Genomic DNA, 17,573 nt, shown 5'->3' with positions numbered 1-17,573 from the left:
AACCGCCGAGCCGGCGGCATACCACCAGCCAAAGCCCACACCAACTACCAAACCCGCGCCCAGCAACCCCTGGCCTCCTAACCAAAAACAACAACGAGACCTGTCTCAAAAACTTGACGACCGCAGTCATAACGACTTTGCCGGTGAGAGAGCGTCCGGCTCAAACCCGAGGGACGTGAGAGAGCGTCCGGCTCAAACCCGAGGGACGTGAGAGAGCGACCGGCTCAAACCCGAGGGATGTGAGAGAGCGTCGGAAGGCCTAGCGTTCGCGCTGGGGCTCCCCTGCCACGGTGCGGGCGGCTTCGACCTCGAGCATGAGGATGCCACCCTCATCCACCAGTTTCGCCTGGTACACGTGCGCTTTGCGCTTATAGCTCAGATACGCGATGCAGCCGTTGGCGTTGGCCATTTTTTCGAGCATGATTTCCGAGCCCGGCACCAGGAGCTGGCCGAGCTTGAGGCCCACAGTATTCTCCTGGCCTATCTCATCACCAAGTGCTGAGGTGTCCCGCAGTGCAATGGCTTGGGAGGCACACACCCAGCGGCCCCACACACCCTTGCTGCCCAGGATGCTGGGCTGCTGGTTCACCGGGACAGTGGCGGCAAAGTACCGGGTGTTGAAACGCGCGTGCGCAAAGTCCGGGCTGAGCCAGTTCACCAAGGGTTTCAGGAGGTCGGTGCGGAGGGACAGCCCGCGCTTGGTAAGCATCTCCGTGAAGGACTTCTCCTGGGCGGCCACGGCTTCGCGGGCGCGCATCCAGTCAATGGTGGAGTTCGATTCGACCGTGGAAGAAGCGTCAGGGCCTGCGAGCAGGACACCCGTTTCTTCGAAGAGTTCGCGGATGGCGCCCACCACGTGACGGCGGGCGAGTCCGACGTCGTCCGTTCCCATCTGCTCAGCCCAATGCTGAGGTGACGGGCCCAACCAGCCGACGGGGTCGTCGTCGGACGGGTCCAAAGAACCGCCCGGGAACGCGACAACGCCCAACGGCGAGGAACCCGGCCTGTATCCAAGCCAGGTTTCCAAGCCGGTGGGCGAATCGCGCAACAGCACAACGGAGGAGGCGTAGCGGGCGGCCCTGGGGGTCCGTTCGCCAAGCTCAAGCCAGTTTTGTGCTGCCCCTTCGAGTTCCGGGGGCAGTACAAACAGACGGCGGGCAAGCTGTGGCACGTGGGTGAACCGGTTCCTTAGCTGAATTCAGCGATGAGCTCGACTTCAACGGGAGAGTCGAGCGGCAGGACAGAAACGCCGACGGCGGAGCGTGCGTGCTTGCCGGCGTCACCGAATACCTGTCCCAGGAGTTCGGACGCACCGTTGATCACGCCGGGCTGTCCGGTGAAGGTGGACTCGGAGGCTACGAAGCCCACAACTTTGACGATGCGGGTGACGCGGTCCAGATCGCCGATGACGCTCTTGACTGCAGCGAGGGCGTTGATGGCACAGAGAGCGGCGTAACGTTTGGCGTCTTCCGGGTCAACAGTGGGTTCGTCGGACGTGCCCAACTCGCCGAGGGACACCTTGCCCGTAGCTTCGAGTTTGCCGTTAATAAAGGGCAGCTGGCCGGACGTGTAGACGTAGTTACCGGAAACGATTGCGGGGACGTAATCAGCCACCGGCGCGGCTACCTCAGGCAGGGTCAACCCGAGCTCGGCCAGACGCTGCTCAACAGCAGACGTGGGGGCGCCGGATTCCGCGGCAGACGTGGTTTCTGCGGGGGTTGTCATGATTACTGCTTCTCCCTCTTCAGGTATGCTACGAGGCCTTTGCCATCGGGTCCACCGACGACCTGGACGAGCTCCCAGCCGTCCTCGCCCCACTGGTCCAGGATCTGCTTTGTAGCGTGAATAATGAGCGGAATCGTGGCGTACTCCCATTTGGTCATGACAGAAAGCCTAGCCCTTGCCGGTAAAGTGGAAAACATGGTGACTCGCAAGAACCCACTATTCGACACTGCCACCACCCTCGGAAAGATTCTAGGCTTCCTTGGTGTGAGCGCGATTTGTGGCGTCCTGGTCGCGGGCCTTTTGGTCCCCGCCGCCGCCGTTTCGGGCAGTGCCGCAAGTGGTTCAATTCAGTTCTTTGACACTCTGCCGGCGGAACTTCAGGTGGATCCGCCCAGCCAGAACACCACCATCCTGGCGAAGGACGGTACGCCGATCGCCTCGATCTACGCGGAGAACCGGACCAAGGTTCCCTTGGATTCGATGAGCCCGTTCATTAAGGACGCTGTCATCGCGATCGAGGACAGCCGTTTCTATGAGCACGGCGGCATCGACACCACCGGCATCATGCGAGCCATCGTCAGCACCGCCCGTGGCAACAAGCAGGGCGCGTCCACCATCACGCAGCAATACGTGAACAACGTCATCAACGAGTCCCTGGTGGCGTCCGACCGCGAAGAAGACGTCAAGCTCAACGGTGGCGGCAAGGGCGTGGGCGACAAGCTCCGCGAAATGAAGCTCGCCATCGCCCTGGAGAAGAAGTTCTCCAAAGAGCAGATCCTCGAGGGCTACCTCAACATCGTCTTCTTCAACCGTGACGCTTACGGAATTGAAGCTGCCTCAAAGTTCTTCTTCAGCACCACTGCCAAGGACCTCACTCTTCCGCAGGCGGCCCTCCTGGCCGGCCTTGTGAACAGCCCCTCTGCGTTCGATCCGATTGCCAACCCGGATAACGCCAAGGTGCGCCGTGATCTTGTGCTGGCAGCCATGGTCAATCAGGGCAAGATCACCCAGGCACAGTACGACGAAGCTGTTGCCACCCCGGTCACCACGCAGGTCACCCCGGCGCGCCAGGGCTGCGCCTACGCCACCATGGCGCCGTACTTCTGTGACTACGTGCTGCACCTGCTGTTCAACAATCCTGCCTACGGCGATACCCAGGAAGAACGCATCAAGCGTGTCCAGCGTGGCGGCCTCACCATCCAGACCACCCTCGACCCGACAGCACAGAACGTAGCTCAGCAGCAGGTTGACGCGACGGCGGGCGCAAACCCGGACAAGTGGGGCGCCTCGATCGTCTCCGTCCAGCCCGGCACCGGCCAGATCGTCAGCATGGCGCAAAACACTGTGTGGCTGCCTCAAGAGGGCAAGTTCGATCAGACGCAGAACTTCAACGTGGACGTCCTCGACGCCGACGGAAATGACCTCAATGGCATTGGCGGGTTCCAGCCCGGTTCAACCATGAAGCCCTTCACGTTTGCCCAGTGGCTGAACGAGGGCAAGTCGATGAACCAGAACGTCAACGCGGCCCAACGTAAATACGGCGTCAACTTCCCTTGGAAGAACACCTGTCCTACACCGACGGACGGCTTCTATGACGCCAACGTGCCGGGAAGCTTTGACCTGCAAAACTCGGACTTGGGCTACTACCGGAACATGACTGTCCTCTATGGCCTCATGAACTCCATCAACACCGCGACTTTTGCTTCAGCTGCTCAGGTTGACCTCTGTGGCATTCAGGGAATTGTGGACGCCACCGGCATCCACGGCGGTCTTCCCACGCGTGACAATACGGGCAAGGTCACGGATCCCAACCCCCAGGTTCCCATGACACGGTTGTCAAACCTCATTGGCGCAACGCAAACGGCTCCGCTCACCATGGCTGCAGCCTTTGCAACATTCGCAGCCGACGGCAAGTACTGCGAGCCGATTGCCATCACCTCGGTGAAGGACCAGTCCGGAGCTCAGCTTCCTGCCCAGTCTTCCAGCTGTAAAGATGCCGTAAAGCCTGAAGTGGCCCGCGGCGTTGCTTACGCCATGGGCAAGGTGCTGGATGAAGGTTCCGGCTCTTTGATCCGTCCGGCCCTGAACTCCAAGAACTTCCCGGTGGCTGCAAAGACGGGTACCAACGACACCAACGGCTCCACCTGGGTAGTGGGCTACACCTCAGGTTTGGCAACGGCCTCCTGGTTCGGCGATCCTTTGGCTGATCAGTCGCGCTACGGACGCAACCTGACCATCAACGGCAAGTTTTACCCCTCAATCGACGGTTACATGATCGCCGGTCCGCAGTTCACCAACTACATGTTGGCTGTGGCACCTGCGTACGGAACCAACCCGTTCCAGCAGCCGCCATCGAACCTGCTCGGTACGGCTCCCGCGCCGCAGCGGAACAACTCCCCGTCCAACACGCCGTCAACAGCGCCCAACCCCGCCCCGCCCTCCGGTAACGGCAACAACGGGAACGGTAACAACGGCAACGGCAACGGCAACAAGAACTGACCATGACCTTCAGTGATTCATTGGCAAACCGCGTCCGCACCGTCGGGCGCGGTTTCGCCGTCACTGCTGCCGTCGGCGCAGCAGCAGGTGCAGCGGCCGCCGCTTACGGCTGGTGGGAGAAGGACCAGTTCGAGGTCCGCCACGAAACCCTGCCCATCCTTCCGGAGGGATCCGGGCCGCTCCGGGTCCTGCACCTGAGCGATATTCACTTCGTCCCAGGCCAGGAAAAGAAGACGCAGTGGCTGCAATCGCTGGCAGACCTCAAGCCTGACCTTGTGGTCAACACGGGTGACAACCTTAGCCACGCCAAAGCCATCGACCCCCTGATCCAGGCACTTCGACCACTGCTGGAGTTCCCCGGCGTATTCGTACCGGGCTCCAACGACTACTACGGCCCGCGAATCAAGAACCCGGCGGGTTACTTCCGCGGTCCCTCGCGGATGCGAACCGACCCCATCGCCCTTGACTGGCCCAAGCTCCGCTCGGCGTTCGGAATGGGCGGCTGGATCGACCTCACCAACCGCGCCCAGTCAGTGGTGCTGAACGGTTTGCGATTCGATTTCTCGGGAGTTGATGATCCGCACCTTGGCCGTGAACGTTATGCCGGCTGGCCCCGCGGAACAGTCAACCAAGACGCCCGCCCCCACCTGAAGGTGGCCGTCATTCACGCTCCGTACCAGCGCGTGCTGGATCACTTCACCGAGGCCGGAGCAGACCTGATCCTTGCCGGCCACACACACGGCGGCCAGATCTGCATCCCCGGCTACGGGGCGCTGGTGGCCAACTGCGACCTCCCTACGTGGCGTGCCAAGGGCCTCCACGATTGGGAAAGCGATAGCTTCACGACGCCGGTAAACGTCTCCGGCGGTATCGGCACCTCGCGCTTCGCCCCGGTCCGCATCGCCTGCCGCCCGGAGGCAGTGCTGCTAACGCTCACGCCGCGCAATTAGGTACCCCGCGGCTAAGCCAGGGGATCATTACGATCCCCAATAACTGGGTCAAACATTTCACCAACGTTGCGTTGTCCTGTGAAACGAATCACGCCATGGCATAGGGTAGTTGCTACGGGAAACTACCTCCGCACCATCTGAAGATCCAGCTGTTGAGAAGCGGGCATGTCCAAGCAAACGTCATTTTTCACCTCCGTCGGCCGCCTGTACCCTCATGTGCGGCCCATCCTCCCCCGACTATTCATGGGCCTGATCTGCGCCCTTTTGGCCAGCATCGTCGCGCTGACCATCCCGCAAGTGCTGCGGGTCCTGGTCAACAACTCCTTGCAACCCGGCGGTTCCACGGACGCCGTCTGGATTGCCGCCGTCGTGATTCTTGCCTTGGGCATCGCTGAAGCCGGGCTGGTGGCCTTGCGCCGGCAGTTCGTCATCAACCCCGCCACCACGGTGGAAACCCGGATGCGCGTGACCCTTTACGGCCACCTGCAACAGCTCACCGTGGCGTTCCACGACCGCTGGGGTTCCGGTCAGTTGCTCTCGCGCGCCATGACGGACCTGAGCTTCCTGCGCCGCTGGATGGCGTTCGGCGCCATCATGTTGGTAGTCACCACGCTGACGGTGATCATCGGCGTGGGTGTGATGTTCTCCATGAGTTGGCAGCTGGCGCTGATCTTCCTTGCAGCGGCCGTGCCGATCATGATCAACTCGTTCCGCTTCCGCCGCCGCTTCAGTTTGGTCACCCGCCTCAGCCAGGACCAGGCCGGCGACCTCGCCACCACCGTGGAGGAATCCGTCCACGGCATCCGCGTCCTGAAAGCTTTTGGGCGGAGCCGTGAAGCCCTGGAGAACTTCAACGGCCAGGCTGAGGAACTTCGTCAGACCGAGATCGCCAAGGCGAAGCAGCAAGCCGGGTTCACGCTGGTGGTCACCTTGCTGCCGGAGCTGGCGCTGGGCGTCGGTCTGGTGGTGGGCATCATGCTTGTGGCTAACGGACAACTGAGCATCGGCGCGCTGGTGGCGTTCTTTGCCACAGCCGCGGTGGTGGCCACTCCCGTCGAGTTCTCGGGCATGCTGCTGGCCATGGCGCTGACCGCCAAGACCGCGTTGGACCGCCACTTCGAGGTGATGGACACGGAAAACACCATCACCTCCCCGGACCAGCCCAAGGTTCCGGTAAGCGTGAAGGGCGCCTTGCGCTTTGAGCACGCCGGTTTCGGGTTCGACGACGGCGGTACCCTCCTGCACGACGTCACCCTGGACATCCGCCCCGGCGAGACCATGGCCCTGGTGGGCATTACGGGTAGCGGCAAGAGCGCCCTGCTCCAGCTGGTCCCCCGGCTGTATGACGTGACCTCGGGTGCGGTGACGATCGACGGTGTGGACGTCCGCGACTTTGACATGGATGAGCTCCGGAGAATCGTGGCAGTCGCCTTCGAGGACACCACACTGTTCTCCAGTTCGGTGCGGGACAACGTCCTCCTGGGCGCCCCGAATCCCAGCGACGCTGCCCTGGACGAAGCCTTGGACGTGGCACAGGCGCAGTTCGCGTACTCGTTGCCGGACGGCGTGGACACCTTGATCGGCGAGGAAGGTTTGAGCCTGTCCGGCGGCCAGAGGCAGCGGATTGCCCTAGCCCGAGCCATCGCCGCCAAGCCCAAGGTGTTGGTCCTTGACGATCCTTTGTCCGCCCTCGACGTGAACACGGAAGAACGCGTGGAAGCCCGTTTGCGCGAGGTCCTCCGCGAGACAACCACACTGATCGTTGCGCACCGACCTTCCACGGTGGCCTTGGCGGACCGGGTGGCCTTGCTCGAAGGCGGAACCATTACCGCCGTCGGAACCCATACGGAACTGTTGGCCGAAAACGATCACTACCGCTATGTCATCGCCAGCCTGGACGCCGGCCCGAAGGACCTGGACACCGAACTGGACGAGCTCGAAGAAGCCGAGGAGGCCCGCCGATGAGCGTCGCAACTTTTGGCACGGCCAACGAGGACAACACACACCTCACCAAAGCGGACAGCAAAGCCGTACGACGCCGGTCGCTCACCTTGCTTGCCTCGCTCATCCGTCCCGTACGGTTGCGTTTCTGGCTGACGATTGCCATGGTGGTGGTCTCGCAGCTCACCCGGGTTGCCGGGCCCGCGCTGATCGCCTTCGGCATCGACAACGCCCTTCCCGCACTGCAGGCCGGCGACAACGGGCCTTTGGTGCTGGCCGGTGCCCTGTACCTGGCGGCTGCAATCGCCACGGCTGGAATGACCGCACTGTACGTGACCTCCACTGCCCGGCTTAGCCAGGCCATGCTGCTGGATCTGCGCGTTCGGGTTTTCCGGCATACCCAGCGGTTGAGCCTGGAGTTCCACGAGACCTATACCTCCGGCCGCATCATCGCCCGGCAGACCTCGGACCTGGAAGCGCTGCGCGAACTGTTGGATTCCGGCGTGAGCTCCTTGGCGTCCGGCCTGCTGTTCATGGTGTTCACCGCTTTCACCATATTTGCGCTCGATTGGCGCAGCGGATTAATTGTCCTGGCAGCCGGCGTGCCCATGTTCTTCCTGGCCCGCTGGTACCAGAAGCATTCGCAGATCGCGTTCCGTGAATCCCGCGTGGTGTCCGCGCGCCTGATCGTGCACTTTGTGGAGACCATGACCGGTATCCGTGCGGTGAAGGCGTTCCGCAAAGAGCGCGAGAATGCATCCCGGTATGGCGAGTTGGCTGAGGACTACCGCAAGAACACCGTCCGCTCCATCAACCTGAACGGCATTTTCCAGCCGGGCTTGGTGCTGATCGGCAATGTTTGTGTGGCCGTGGTCCTGCTGTTTGGCGGCTTCCGTGTGCTGAGTGGGGACTTGGCTGTCGGCGTCCTGCTGGCACTGATCCTCTCCACTAAACGCTTCTTCCAGCCGGTGGACCAGATGGCCATGTTCTACAACTCGTTCCAGAGCGCCCAGGCAGCGCTGGAAAAGGTGTCCGGACTTCTTGAGGAAATACCTACCGTCCGCCCGCCGAAGAACCCTGTGCCGTTGAAGAGCTCACGCGGCGAAATCGACTTCAAGGGCGTGGAGTTCGGCTACAGCGATGGCAAGGTGGTTGTTCCCACACTGAACCTGCACATCCCTGCCGGGCAGACTGTTGCGCTGGTTGGCCAGACGGGAGCGGGCAAGTCCACGCTGGCCAAGCTCGTGGCACGCTTCTACGACGTCACTTCCGGGGCCATCACCTTGGACGGCATCGATCTCCGCGAGCTCTCCACCACAGACCTCCGGCGCGCCGTGGTGATGGTGACGCAGGAAGCCTTCCTCTTCAGTGGCTCCGTGGCGGACAACATCGCCTTGGGCAGGCCCGAGGCGTCGCGGTCCGAAATCGAGGCCGCCGCTGCAGCAGTGGGAGCCCACGAGTTCATCATGAGCCTCCCCGAAGGCTACAACACAGACGTCAACAAGCGCGGTGGCCGGGTGTCTTCCGGTCAACGACAACTCATCGGCTTCGCCCGCGCCTTCCTGGCCGCACCGGCCGTGCTGATCCTGGACGAGGCAACGTCCTCCTTGGACATCCCCTCTGAACGTATGGTCCAGGAGGGATTGTCCAACCTTTTGGAGGGAGTGGCCGGCGGCAGGGGAGCCCGGACAGCCATCATCATCGCCCACCGCCTCTCCACTGTGGAGACGGCTGACAGGGTGCTGGTGGTCCACGACGGACGCATTGTGGAGGACGGGACGCCGGCCGAGTTGATCAGCGGTGGCGGACGGTTTGCCCAGCTGCACGGTGCGTGGCGGGACTCGCTGGTGTAGCTTTCGCAGCGTCGCAGCTGTGACGAGGCACACCGGCTCCTCGATTTCGCATCACGGGACGTTTCGGCTATTCTTGAACAGTTGCTTTCGCAGCGGATCGGGATGTAGCGCAGCTTGGTAGCGCGCTTCGTTCGGGACGAAGAGGTCGCAGGTTCAAATCCTGTCATCCCGACCAAACACGAAAATGGCGTCGAGAAATCGGCGCCATTTTTATTTTAAGTCTGTCAACGCACCGCACCTATCCACATGTACTATCGTGCCGATTGGCGTCCCCGCCGCGCCTCACTATGATTTCAGTGGCCACCGAAGGCAGGGCACAAAGAAAACCCCGGAGCATCGCTCGTCACGCTCCGGGGTTTCTTTTACTACAATTGTTTTACATAGGGTCGGGCCAGTTGCCGATGGACATCGTAGAGATGGTCGTCTCGGACTTGTCCTTTTTGGGCGCCGTGGTGGTGGACCGCATAGGGTCCGGCCAGTTGCCAATGGCGCTTACTGTGCTGGAATCTGCCGCGGGAGCAGCAGAGACTACACCGGGAGCCGCAACTGCCAGCGTCAGTGCGCCCGCCACGGCCACTGAAGCAATGATTTTCTTGAACATGATGTTGTACCCCAATGCGAGTCGGATTCGTTACGGAAATTGCACGGTCCCTGTTGACATACATTGTAAAATGTTTTCCACAGAGACTGTCAAGGTTTTGGTCAAAAGACACCTGTAGGAGGGACCCGTGGGAAACGGATTCGGCGAGAAGCTACGTGCCGAACGGCTCGAACGTGGGTTGACGCAGGCAGAGCTAGGCAAGAACCTGTATTCACCGAGCTACATTTCGCTGCTGGAGACTGGCCGCCGCGAGCCCACGGCCGAAGTCATCGAGGAACTCGCCCGCCGGCTGGAGCTGGCACCCAAGGCACTTGAAGCGTGGAGTCAACCCGTTTCCGTGAGCGATGCCGAGTACGTCCTCGCCGGCTTGTATGCCCGGCAGGCCTGGGACCTCCGCGACTATCAACTCGCCGCCAGCCACGCAGCAACCGCAGCGCAGATCGCTCTTGAGGCCAAGAACAACAGCGCCTGGTGGAACATGACGTACATGCAGGCCGAGTGTGTGATGAAGCAAGGGCAGCTCAAGGAATGCCAACAGATTGTTGAGCACCTCTTGGAACACCCCATGGCCACGGAGTCCGCCGGCCTTGGAGTTCGCGCCTGGCAGATGCTTGCCGCGGTGTGTCACGGACAAGGCCAGTTGGCCACCGCCGTCGAGCATGCCAAGCAAGCCGTCAAGCTCAGCGAGCAGCTGCCCAAGGGTTCCACGCTCATTATTGGTGCGCACCGCGCGCTGATCGGTGCTCTTGCCGAGAGCGGCAAACTGGACGAGGCCTGGGAATACTGTCTGGCGATGATTGAGCACATGGACGAGCACTCCATGTCGCAGCTGGCAGGCGAAGTGGCCTGGGTGGTGGGCAACGTCGCCTTCATGCGCCACGACTACGTTGAGGGCATCAAGCACCACGAGCGAGCAGCCAAGCTCCTCTCCCCCGCCAACGACATTGAGCTGTGGGCCCGCTTCAACAAGGCTTCAGCAGCCGTTCGGCTCTCCTCCGGGATTGTGGAACCGGAAACGTTGTCCGCCATTGAACGAGCGGAACTCGCGCTGTCCATTGTGGGCGGAAACAAGACAGACCAGTTGGAGGTCGCGTTCATCCGCGCCCGCTGGCTGTACTTGACCGGGGACATCCCTGCAGCCGTGGAGAAGCTTCGCGAAATCTACGCAGACCGCAAGGTGTTGGCCCGGCACACCGCCGGCGAAGTGTCGCTGCTGCTGGGTAAGTCCTTGAAAGCAGCAGGGGAAGCCGCTGAGGCGCTCCAATTCCTGGAAGAGGCTCAGCACGACTTCAGCGCGGCGGGAGCGTCGGACCGGGTCCAGCAGGCCATGGACGCGGTCTTGGAGATCCGCTTGGCCGAGCGCCGTGCCGCGAAGGAACACTCGCAGGCCTGACTAAGCCAAGTAAGTCGCAGTTAAGCGCGTTTTGAGCGGTCAAAACGCGCTTAACTGCGACTCAGTTGGGTGCGGTTAGGCGAAGGTGCGGCCCGTGAGCTTCTCATACGCTTCGACGTAGCGGGCGCGGGTGCGCTCAACTACCTCGGCGGGAAGAGCCGGAGGCGGGGTGTCAGAGGACTTGTCCCAGCCGGACTCTGCTGAGGTCAGCCAGTCACGGACGTACTGCTTGTCATACGAAGGCTGCGACTGTCCCGGCGCGTACGTGGACGCATCCCAGAACCGTGAAGAGTCCGGGGTGAGGACCTCGTCACCCAGGGTAATCACGCCAGTGGCAGCGTCAATGCCGAACTCCACCTTGGTGTCAGCCAGGATAATGCCACGTTCGCGGGCGATCTCCTCGGCGCGGGTGTAGATCTTCAGCGTGAGCTCACTGAGGCGGGCAGCGATGTCGTCGCCCACCATGGCCACAACGTCGTCATAGGTGATGTTGACGTCGTGCTCGCCCACTTCGGCCTTGGCAGAGGGCGTGAAGAGTGCCTTCTCCAAGCGCGAGCCATCAACCAGGCCCTCCGGCAGCGGGATATCGCACACCGTGCGGGATTCCTTGTACTCAGCCAGGCCGGAACCGGTGAGGTAACCGCGTGCGATGCATTCCACCGGGAACATGTCCAGCTTCTTGCAGATCATGGCCCGGCCCTCGACGGCGGCAGGAACGCCACCTTCCACCGTGGACGCCAGCACGTGGTGCTCAACGTCCAACTGATCGAACCACCACAGGCTCAGCTGCGTCAGGACGCGGCCCTTGTCCGGGATCTCGCTGCTCAACACGTGGTCGTAAGCACTGATGCGGTCACTGGCCACAACCAAGACGCATTCCTGGCCGATCTTTTCCGTGATGGCTTCGTCGGCCGGGACGTAGAGATCACGGACCTTGCCGGAGTAGACGTGCGTCCAGCCCGGAAGTTCCAGTGTTTCGGTTTCGAAGCCGCCGGTGGGGATGCCCTCAGTCATGCTCAAGCCTGCACTTTCGGGATGGTTCCGGTTGCGGTGTAAGGCACGCGGATTTCGCCGCGAGCGGCCTTGCCTCCGATGTCCGTACGGAACTGTGAGCCTTCAAGCTGAACCAGCTCAACGCCGTCGTACGCCTTTTCGCGTGCTTCCACCAGATCGGAACCGAGCGCGACCACGGCGAGGACGCGGCCACCAGCGGAGACCACCTTGCCTTCGTCGTCCAGCTTGGTGCCGGCGTGGACCACGTGGACACCGTCCAGCTCGTCAACCTTCTTCAGGCCGCGGATGCGATCACCGGTGCGGGGTGCGTCCGGGTAGTTTTCGGCGGCGACGACGACGGCGACTGCCGTGTCCTTGGACCAGCGCAGCTCTTCTGCGGTGTCCAGTTCGCCCTTGGCAGCTGCCAGCAGCAGCGCACCGAGCGGGGTCTTGAGGCGTGCCAGGACGGCCTGGGTCTCGGGGTCGCCGAAGCGGACGTTGAACTCGATGACGCGTGTGCCGCGGGACGTCAGGGCGAGGCCGCAGTAGAGCACGCCAACAAAGGGGGTGCCGCGGCGGGCCATCTCATCCACGGTGGGCTGGGCCACGCGGTCGATGACTTCCTGGACCAGGCCCTCGGGAGCCCACTCGAGCGGGGTGTACGCGCCCATGCCGCCGGTGTTGGGGCCTTCGTCATTGTCGAAGATGCGCTTGAAGTCCTGTGCCGGGGACAGGGGAACAGTAGTGCGGCCGTCACAGAGGACGAACAGGGAGACCTCGGGGCCGTCCAGGAACTCTTCGATGACCACGGTTCCACCGGCGTCGAAGCAGGCCTGGGCGTGGGCCAGGGCTTCCGCGCGGTCCTTGGTGACCACCACGCCCTTACCGGCGGCCAAGCCGTCGTCCTTAACAACATGCGGTGCACCGAAAGTATCCAGGGCATCGGCGGCTTCCTCAGCGTTGGTGGCCACGCGGGCCATGGCCGTGGGAACGTTCGCTTCAGCCATGATCTGCTTGGCGAAAGCCTTGGAGGCCTCCAGCTGGGCAGCTTCCTTGCTGGGACCGAACACCGGGATACCGGCTTCGCGGACGGCGTCGGACACGCCGGCGGCGAGGGGGGCCTCAGGGCCAACCACCACCAGGTCCACGCCCAGCTTGGTGGCGAGGGCGGACACGGCTTCCGGGTTGTTCCCGTCAATCGCATGGGTGGGAACAAGTTTGCTGATGCCCGCGTTGCCCGGGGCCGCGTGGACCTCGGAAACGTTCGGATCTTCAAGCAGAGAGCGGACAATGGCGTGTTCGCGGCCGCCTGGGCCAATGACGAGTACCTTCACAGTCCTCAAGGGTACTTTGTGAAGGGCGAGCAGCCTAAGCTGTGTCATTCACCGGACCCTGCACGCCTCTAGACTTGGCTGTATGCCCATAAGTTCGCATGAAACGTTCAACGTTGAGTCCGCGGTGGAACTGGCAGTGATCGAACGAAGTGGCTTTATTGAGTCCCGGCACATCGGCGCGGCCGTGGTCCTTGCCGGCGACGGCTCGGTGGTCACCCGTCTTGGCGACATCGAGGCTCCCATCATGGCCCGCTCCACCCTCAAACCGTTCCAGGCCCTGGCCTCCATGCAGTCCGGCGTGCCCCTCCGTGGCGCACAAGTTGCTGTAGCCTGCGGCAGCCACACCGGGTCCTTGGACCATATGGACATTGTTGAGGGGATGCTCAAAGCAGCGGGCGTGAAGGAAGATAACCTCCAATGCCCCACCGCCTGGCCCCAGGATGAGACTGCTAGAAACTGGCTGGTCCGCTCCGAACGCGGCCAATCCAGGCTGGCTTTCAACTGCTCCGGCAAGCACGCAGCCTTCCTGTGGGCGTGCACCGAAAACGGCTGGGACCTGCGGAGCTACCTTGAACCCAATCACCCCCTTCAACAGCGTGTTCGCTCCGTGATTGAGGAATACAGCGGCGAAACCATCTCCCACCTGGGCATCGACGGCTGCGGCGCACCAGTTGCCGCCATTTCGCTGACCGGCCTCGCCCGGGCTTACTCCCGCTTGGCCAAGTCCCCCGGTGATAAATCGTCCAATGCGCGTGCCGCCACCATTGCCACCTCCATGCTGGATTACCCCTGGGCCGTCCAAGGCAAAGGCGAGTCCAACACTATCGTCATGGAAGAACTCGAGGTCCTGGCCAAAATCGGGGCTGAGGGCGTCCTTGTCCTCGCAACCCCCACCGGCGCCACCGTAGCTGTGAAGATGCTGGACGGGAACCTGCGGGCCACGTCCCTGGTGGGGCTGACTCTTCTTGCAGTAAGCGGCGCCGTGGACATCCCGGCAGTTTCCAATGTCCTGGAACGGGTGGTTGAGCCAGTGCTTGGGGGCGGTCACGAGGTTGGCAAGATCCGCCTGGGCCACGCCGTCTCCGCCCTGCTGGACTAGTACTTCTGAGGAGAAAAACCATGGCTGTCGCACGACGCCGCGTCGATGTTTCCGAGGGCCGCGCTGCGCTGGCAGCCTGGCAGGCCGCCGTCGAGCCTTCAGATGGTGAGCCGGGCAGCCTTGCCGGGCCACCGCCGTCGCGCTCATTAATTGCGACGGCGGTGCGCTACTCCCTGGAGGAAGTCACCGCCCGCGCACCCGGCAACTCCGTGGAAGTCAGGGTGCCGCCGTTCGGCGTCACCCAATGCGTGGAGGGGCCCCGCCACACGCGCGGCACTCCCCCGAACGTGATCGAGTGCGACGCCGCCACCTGGCTGTCGCTGGTGACGGGACGGATTGCGTGGGCTGACGCGGTTTCGGAGCACAGGCTGAGTGCATCCGGCTTGCGTGCCGATCTTTCGGAGCTGCTCCCCCTCTAAGAGTTTTTGTACAGCTAATGCCCCTAAGACGGCGTCTTAAGGGCATTAGCTGTACAAAAACTATCCGGTCAGTCCGGGCAGACCGGGGCGGATGATTGGCCCCGTTTGCTCATTTCGAATTGCGGGATGTCGTCCGCCGAGGGACCGCCGCGGAACTTCGGCGAAGGTTCCTGGCCCTCGCTGATGCGCTGTAGTTCCTGCTCTTCGAAGACTTCTTCCTTGCCGAGCATGACGGCCGAGTCATGATTGGTGATCTCACCGTTGAAGGCGCGGACCATGACGCTGCGGTCGAACTGGCCCTCCCACTTGGCGACGACGAACGTTGCCACGCAGTTGCCCAGCAGGTTCACCACCACACGCATGGAGTCCATGAGGCGGTCGGCTCCCAGGAGGAGTGCGACGCCGGCCACCGGGAAGATGCCGAGCGCTGCTGCCGTGGCGGAGAGTGCCAGGAAGGACGAACCCGGCACGCCGGCCATGCCCTTGGAAGTCAGGAGCAGGACGCCCAGGGCCGCCAACTGCTGGCCGAGATCAAGGTTGTGGCCGAAGGCCTGGGCCAGGAACAGCAGCGAAATCGACAGGTAGATCGCGGCGCCGTCCAGGTTGAAGGAGTAGCCGGTAGGGACTACCAGTCCGGTGGTGGCACGGGAGCAACCGGCGTTGGTCAGCTTGGTCATGATGCGCGGCATGACAGCTTCCGTGGAGGCTGTTCCGAGTGCCAGCAGGAATTCTTCGCGGGTGTACTTGAGGAATGACCACAGTGGAACCCTCGCGAAGCCCCAAGCCACCAGGAACAGCAATGCGATGAAGACAATTGCTGCGCCGTAGCACGCGGCTATCAGGAGGGCATAAGTACTGAGCGTGCCCAGACCGTACTGGCCGATGATGAATGCCATGGCACCGAAGGCACCGATGGGAGCCACTTTCATGATCCAGGACATGATCTTGAAGATCAGTTCCAGAACGGTCTCCATGAGGCTGATGACCGGCATGCAACGTTCGCGGCCGATGACCACGATGGCTGCGCCGAAGAAGACGGAGAAGAACAGCACCTGAAGCAGGCTGTTGTTGGCAAAAGCACCGATCACGCTGACGGGAATGACATCCAGGATGAACGCTGCGGCGTCCTTGGGAGGCGCATTGCCGGTCTTGGCGTTGAGCGCGTCCTGGGAGAGCGTAGCGGGGTCGATATTAAGGCCAGCACCGGGCTGAACGATGTTTCCGACGATGAGCCCGAAGACGAGGGCGAAAAGAGTGGCGCCGGTGAAGTACAGGAGCGCTTTGACCCCGACCCTTCCGACCGCCTTGACGTCGCCCACTGCCGAGATGCCTGTGACGATCACGAGGAAAATCAGCGGGGCGATGATCATCTTGATGAGTTGAATGAATCCATCACCCAGTGGCCGGAGGGCGGACCCAATGGTCGGCCAGAAATGACCGATGAGTACACCTGCGACGACGGCGATCAGGATTTGAAAAAAGAGCGACTTGTACAGCCGCTTTTTCTTCTGCGGGGCCGAACTCGCCTTCAGCGCCGCGGAGTCTGGGATCTTCATTGATCTGAACCAATCAGTTGGGAACAGCCCCACATTTTGAGGGGGTTTTTCAAATTTAAGCCTGGTCACACCATTCCGCAAGGGGAAATTCTGTTTCCATAATGCGGAAGTCACATTTGGTTTTTTGTACAGATATCGCCCTGATGAGTAGCTCATAAGGGCCGGATCTGTACAAAAACTCAAGACCTCCACCCCTGCTTCCGGAGGGCTTGAACCACGCGGGCCACCACCCATTTCCTCCCGTGCTTCATGTCCACCTTGTTGATCTTGACCTGGCGCCAGCCGGCCTCAGAGACGCGCTGATCCCGGTACGCATCCAGCGCTTGCTGCTCTGGAGAAAGGTGATGCAGACCCTCGTATTCGAGGCAGGTCCGATACTCCGGGCATCCGAGATCCGTCCACACCGGCCTACCAAGGGCGTCGTCAACCCTGCAGTTAGGAACGAAGGCAGGGAGTCCGGCATCTTCCAGCATCAAGCGCAGCTTTGTTTCCGGAGGAGAATCAACGCCAACACGCAGACGTTCCAATGCGATGCGTGCCTTGCGCACGCCATGGATACCGTTAGCCTTTTCAACGAAGTGTTGCATCTTCGGCATAGACACCATGGGAACCCGCGGCGGCCCGAACGAGCGTTCGTGTTCGCTGACAATGGCATCGCCCACCACCACCAGATCTTCCATGGGCAACATCGAGGCCAGATCCACCCACGTCCGCGCAACAGACGTGAGAACTACCCCGTCCTCGTCTGTGAGGTCACCGTCCCTCAACGTCAGGCGATGGCCGGCAACTCCCCTACGCCGAGGCAGCGATCCGTTCCTGGGCCGAGATAGATGGATGAATCGCCCCGGCTCCCGAAAATGGGGCCCGCTTTTTGGCCCCCAGGGGATAGGTTCGACGACGGCGGTCACCGGGCCGCCGTCGTCGGGCTTGAACTGCGCCCAAGCAGGCAGCGGTAGGCCGAGCACCTCCGCGGCACTGATGTGGCTCAGGAAATCACCCTGACGGAGGTCAAGATGTGGCCGGGCAACCTCCAGCAACGTCTGCACTCGCCGCGGCAGCCGGAGTCCCCTGCTGGGCACTAGTAGGTCCGATGCCCGCAGTCGCTTCGGGGCAATGCCGAATTCATCAGCCTCAGCCAATGTAAAGGCGCGGTCAGAGAGTGCGGGAGGAAGAGAAGACAACGGACGCATGCCCCATTCAGTCATAACGA

15 protein-coding genes and 1 tRNA gene are annotated in these 17,573 nt (G+C 62.2%); 8 read left to right on the top strand and 8 right to left on the bottom strand.

Annotated features, from left to right (window positions below):
- Positions 1 to 259: 259 nt before the first annotated feature.
- The 3 genes from HAV21_RS15955 to HAV21_RS15945 are packed head-to-tail and all read right to left on the bottom strand — an operon-like array spanning position 260 to position 1,883.
- Complete coding sequence (locus HAV21_RS15955; protein ID WP_142938026.1) at positions 260 to 1,171, bottom strand: NUDIX hydrolase; 912 nt, start codon at positions 1,169 to 1,171, stop codon at positions 260 to 262.
- Positions 1,172 to 1,188: 17 nt separating this feature from the next.
- Positions 1,189 to 1,725: a RidA family protein gene (locus tag HAV21_RS15950; RefSeq protein WP_142938025.1), complete on the bottom strand. Its 537-nt coding sequence runs from the start codon at positions 1,723 to 1,725 to the stop codon at positions 1,189 to 1,191.
- Positions 1,726 to 1,727: 2 nt separating this feature from the next.
- Positions 1,728 to 1,883: a DUF4177 domain-containing protein gene (locus HAV21_RS15945; RefSeq protein WP_011775990.1), complete on the bottom strand. Its 156-nt coding sequence runs from the start codon at positions 1,881 to 1,883 to the stop codon at positions 1,728 to 1,730.
- Between HAV21_RS15945 and HAV21_RS15940 the strand changes: the two genes are divergently transcribed.
- The 5 genes from HAV21_RS15940 to HAV21_RS15920 all read left to right on the top strand — a co-directional run bounded on the left by HAV21_RS15940 (position 1,882) and on the right by HAV21_RS15920 (position 9,143).
- A complete protein-coding gene (locus HAV21_RS15940; protein WP_166842422.1) occupies positions 1,882 to 4,224 on the top strand; it encodes a transglycosylase domain-containing protein in 2,343 nt (780 codons plus the stop codon). The genes HAV21_RS15945 and HAV21_RS15940 overlap by 2 nt on opposite strands.
- 2 nt (positions 4,225 to 4,226) lie before the next feature.
- Entirely contained in the window at positions 4,227 to 5,174 is a 948-nt protein-coding gene (locus HAV21_RS15935) for a metallophosphoesterase (RefSeq protein ID WP_142938023.1), read from the top strand.
- A 165-nt stretch (positions 5,175 to 5,339) separates the two neighbouring features.
- Positions 5,340 to 7,139 (top strand): ABC transporter ATP-binding protein, encoded by a 1,800-nt coding sequence (locus HAV21_RS15930; RefSeq protein ID WP_166842421.1) that lies wholly within the window; start codon positions 5,340 to 5,342, stop codon positions 7,137 to 7,139.
- Positions 7,136 to 8,968, top strand: a complete 1,833-nt coding sequence (locus tag HAV21_RS15925) for an ABC transporter ATP-binding protein (RefSeq protein ID WP_166842420.1) — start codon at positions 7,136 to 7,138, stop codon at positions 8,966 to 8,968. Before HAV21_RS15930 ends, HAV21_RS15925 begins: the two co-directional genes overlap by 4 nt.
- Before the next feature lie 98 nt (positions 8,969 to 9,066).
- Positions 9,067 to 9,143 (top strand) — tRNA-Pro (locus HAV21_RS15920).
- A gap of 201 nt (positions 9,144 to 9,344) precedes the next feature.
- Here HAV21_RS15920 and HAV21_RS15915 read toward each other — a convergent pair.
- Positions 9,345 to 9,569 (bottom strand): hypothetical protein, encoded by a 225-nt coding sequence (locus HAV21_RS15915; RefSeq protein ID WP_142938020.1) that lies wholly within the window; start codon positions 9,567 to 9,569, stop codon positions 9,345 to 9,347.
- 127 nt (positions 9,570 to 9,696) lie between these two features.
- On the opposite strand from HAV21_RS15915, the gene HAV21_RS15910 reads away from it, so the two are divergent.
- Positions 9,697 to 10,962, top strand: a complete 1,266-nt coding sequence (locus HAV21_RS15910) for a helix-turn-helix transcriptional regulator (RefSeq protein WP_024818003.1) — start codon at positions 9,697 to 9,699, stop codon at positions 10,960 to 10,962.
- A 75-nt stretch (positions 10,963 to 11,037) separates the two neighbouring features.
- On the opposite strand, the gene HAV21_RS15905 is transcribed toward HAV21_RS15910, so the two are convergent.
- Both HAV21_RS15905 and purD read right to left on the bottom strand, forming a co-directional pair.
- Entirely contained in the window at positions 11,038 to 11,976 is a 939-nt protein-coding gene (locus tag HAV21_RS15905; RefSeq protein WP_091470380.1) for a phosphoribosylaminoimidazolesuccinocarboxamide synthase, read from the bottom strand.
- A gap of 2 nt (positions 11,977 to 11,978) precedes the next feature.
- Positions 11,979 to 13,337 carry a phosphoribosylamine--glycine ligase gene (purD, locus tag HAV21_RS15900; RefSeq protein ID WP_187697100.1) on the bottom strand — a complete coding sequence of 453 codons (1,359 nt, stop codon included), beginning with the start codon at positions 13,335 to 13,337 and terminating at the stop codon, positions 11,979 to 11,981.
- A 34-nt stretch (positions 13,338 to 13,371) separates the two neighbouring features.
- Here purD and HAV21_RS15895 point away from each other — a divergent pair, with 34 nt between their 5' ends.
- Together HAV21_RS15895 and HAV21_RS15890 are read left to right on the top strand one after the other, a co-directional pair.
- Entirely contained in the window at positions 13,372 to 14,388 is a 1,017-nt protein-coding gene (locus HAV21_RS15895; protein ID WP_166842419.1) for an asparaginase, read from the top strand.
- Positions 14,389 to 14,408: 20 nt separating this feature from the next.
- Entirely contained in the window at positions 14,409 to 14,807 is a 399-nt protein-coding gene (locus tag HAV21_RS15890) for a sterol carrier family protein (protein ID WP_166842418.1), read from the top strand.
- Between the two features lie 68 nt (positions 14,808 to 14,875).
- Here the strand turns inward: HAV21_RS15890 and HAV21_RS15885 are convergent, their stop codons facing one another.
- Together HAV21_RS15885 and HAV21_RS22315 are read right to left on the bottom strand one after the other, a co-directional pair.
- The gene (locus tag HAV21_RS15885) at positions 14,876 to 16,363 is read right to left on the bottom strand and encodes a cation:dicarboxylase symporter family transporter (protein WP_166842417.1); all 1,488 of its coding nucleotides are present in this window, start codon (positions 16,361 to 16,363) and stop codon (positions 14,876 to 14,878) included.
- 179 nt (positions 16,364 to 16,542) lie between these two features.
- A complete protein-coding gene (locus HAV21_RS22315) occupies positions 16,543 to 17,544 on the bottom strand; it encodes a hypothetical protein (protein ID WP_243753326.1) in 1,002 nt (333 codons plus the stop codon).
- Positions 17,545 to 17,573: the final 29 nt, after the last annotated feature.

It is taken from the genome of Paenarthrobacter sp. MSM-2-10-13 (assembly GCF_011605365.1).
Taxonomy (GTDB): Bacteria; Actinomycetota; Actinomycetes; order Actinomycetales; family Micrococcaceae; genus Arthrobacter.
The sequence above is the reverse complement of the archived record's forward strand: the minus strand, read 5'-3'. Positions and strand labels throughout refer to the sequence as shown.